Source organism: Kitasatospora sp. NBC_00240 (assembly GCF_026342405.1).
GTDB lineage: Bacteria > Actinomycetota > Actinomycetes > Streptomycetales > Streptomycetaceae > Kitasatospora.
This window is the reverse complement of sequence record NZ_JAPEMU010000009.1, coordinates 1-2,129: the sequence shown is the minus strand read 5'-3', so window position 1 is coordinate 2,129 and position 2,129 is coordinate 1. Positions and strand designations below refer to the sequence as shown.

Annotated in this window: 2 protein-coding genes; one reads left to right on the top strand and one right to left on the bottom strand. The window is 69.5% G+C overall.

All coding sequences use genetic code 11. The features are described from left to right. Positions 1-169: 169 nt before the first annotated feature. Positions 170-1,252, bottom strand: a complete 1,083-nt coding sequence (locus OG689_RS44695; RefSeq protein ID WP_266329393.1) for an ATP-binding protein — start codon at positions 1,250-1,252, stop codon at positions 170-172. A 532-nt stretch (positions 1,253-1,784) separates the two neighbouring features. On the opposite strand from OG689_RS44695, the gene OG689_RS44690 reads away from it, so the two are divergent. After that, positions 1,785-2,111, top strand: coding sequence for a hypothetical protein (locus OG689_RS44690; RefSeq protein WP_266329392.1), 327 nt, complete (start codon positions 1,785-1,787; stop codon positions 2,109-2,111). The last annotated feature ends 18 nt before the right edge of the window (positions 2,112-2,129 follow it).

Below are 2,129 nucleotides of genomic sequence, written 5' to 3'. Positions count from 1 at the left end.
CTGTGCACCGTAGATGGCCACTTTCCAGGGTTGATGGCCAAAGTTTTCACGCTATCTGGCCAGTCTGAGCAGGCTGGTTGGCCACGGGTCATGTCACTGGTTGACCGCCGTGTGCTGCCGACCGCCCTGCTGGCCGGTCCCCCGGGACCAGCAGACGGCCTGCTACCGGTCAGGCCCGACGGACGCCGTTGATGATCCGGCCGATGACAACTGCGGCACGCTCCGGGTGTTCTTCCAACCACCTGCCGAGGTGTTGCTGGACGGCCTCTTCGATGCAGACTCGCACCGCGGCGTTGCCCAGCAAGTCGCGTATGGGGCCCTCGAACTCGGGATGGTCCAGCTTCACCGACACGACCGCGGTCAGGCCCTCGCCGATTCGATCGCCTTCGAGGTCGGGGTCCGCTGTTGTCAGCTGTCCCTGCTTCCGTGCGTACGCGGTGACCGCGGCCGCCGCTCCGTCGCGGAAGCCACGCTCGTGGGTGCCACCGAAGGTGGGCCGGCTGTTGGCGAAGCTCCGGATTCGTTCCTCTTGGGAGTCACGCCAACGGAGGGCGACCTCCACGGTTCCGGCCATGCGCGGGTCCTCCCGTTCGAAGCCGATGATGTGCGGATGAACGGGTGTCTCTTCCGGCTCGTCGAGGAGGGCCACGAAGTCCCGCGCGCCGTCCGGGTACCTGAATCGGGCCGCCCGGGACTCGCCCGGACGGCGCTGGTCGGTCAGAGAGATCTCCAAGCCCTCGTTCAGCAGGGCGAGTTCCCGAAAGCGCTCGGCCAGGCCGTCGAAGGAGAACTCCACAGCCTCGAAGATGTCGGCATCGGGCCAGAAGGTGATGGTGGTGCCGCTTCCAGTCGAGGTGCCGGCCTCGGCGAGCAGGGTGATGGCCACGCCACGCGCATACTCCTGGACCCAGCGGGCTCCCCCGCTCCGCACTTCGGCCGTCATCCGGCTCGACAGGGCGTTGACGACGAAGGGCCCCACTCCGCAGAAGCCGAGCGTCACGTCGTGGCGGCCGCCGATCCCCGGCCCGGTCTGAAAACGGGTCAGCAGGGCTTCGAGGCCGCACATGCCGCTGTCTCCCGCTTCGTCGATACGGACTCCCCGCCCGTCGTCGGCGACACGGACACCGCCGTCGGGTGTGAGGGTGACGTTGACGCAGCTGCCGTGGCCGGCGAGGACCTCGTTCACGGCCCGGTTGGCGATCTCGAAGACCATGCGGAGCAGACCGCGTTCACCGGTCGAGCCGATGTACATCCCGGGCCGCTTCCGGATGGCCTCCCACCCCTCCAGCACCTGGATCTGGCCGGCGTCGTACTCGCTGGCTTCCCCGCTCATAATGTCCTCTCCGACGCTGTCCGGCAGAACTCCTCACCCTAGGCGAATTCCTGGAAAACACCAGGTCAGGCCGTGTTTGCCGAGCCCACAGAAAGGCAGGTGCGAGCCCATCCGGAGGCGGTCGACCTGGGAGCCTCGACTTGGCGCCGAACTTCCGCCACGGGCCCGGCGAAGCCGCGTACGACACCATTCCCACCGGCGCCGAGGTCACCAATTTCATGAATTTGCGCGTCGCCCAGGAGCTCAACGCCGCAACCTCACCACAGAACCGATCCGGTCCACCCTCCGAGCCCCTACATGGTCAGCGGTGGGCGAGGAGAGCAGCCCGGAGGGGGCTGAAGACCACCTCGCTGCGCCCCGGGCACGGCCTGGCCATCTACCCTGCAAACTTTGGCCATCTACGGTGCAAAGGCACACGAAGCCTCGCGGGCCCGGGCTCGTTGGTCCGGGAGTGAGCTACGACCCCGAGGCCGGCACCGGCCGTCACCGCAAGCCCCGCCCGCCCATGCCGCCCGGGCCGCCCGGGCCGCCCGTTGCGCTCGACTGGAGCTGCCGCTGCGGGCAGCACCCCGACCCCGACGACGGCGGCCCCACGATCCCGCCCTGCGTGCCACCGCCCCCCAGGCCCGCCCCGACGCCGCTCCCACCCGAGGGGCGCCGGCCCGCCCGTCACCGCCGCCCGCGCCTGGACGATCCGGTGCCCGAGGGCGTCGTCTCGCTCCACGAGGCCCGCAACCGCAAGCGCTACCGCGACTACATGCAGCAGGCCGGCGGTTGAGGCCGAAGGCGGCCCGCA

Coding starts and splice junctions, on each gene's coding strand:
- OG689_RS44695 (WP_266329393.1), bottom strand. CDS start 1,252: ATGTACATCGGCTCGACCGGTGAACGCGGTCTGCTCCGCATGGTCTTC.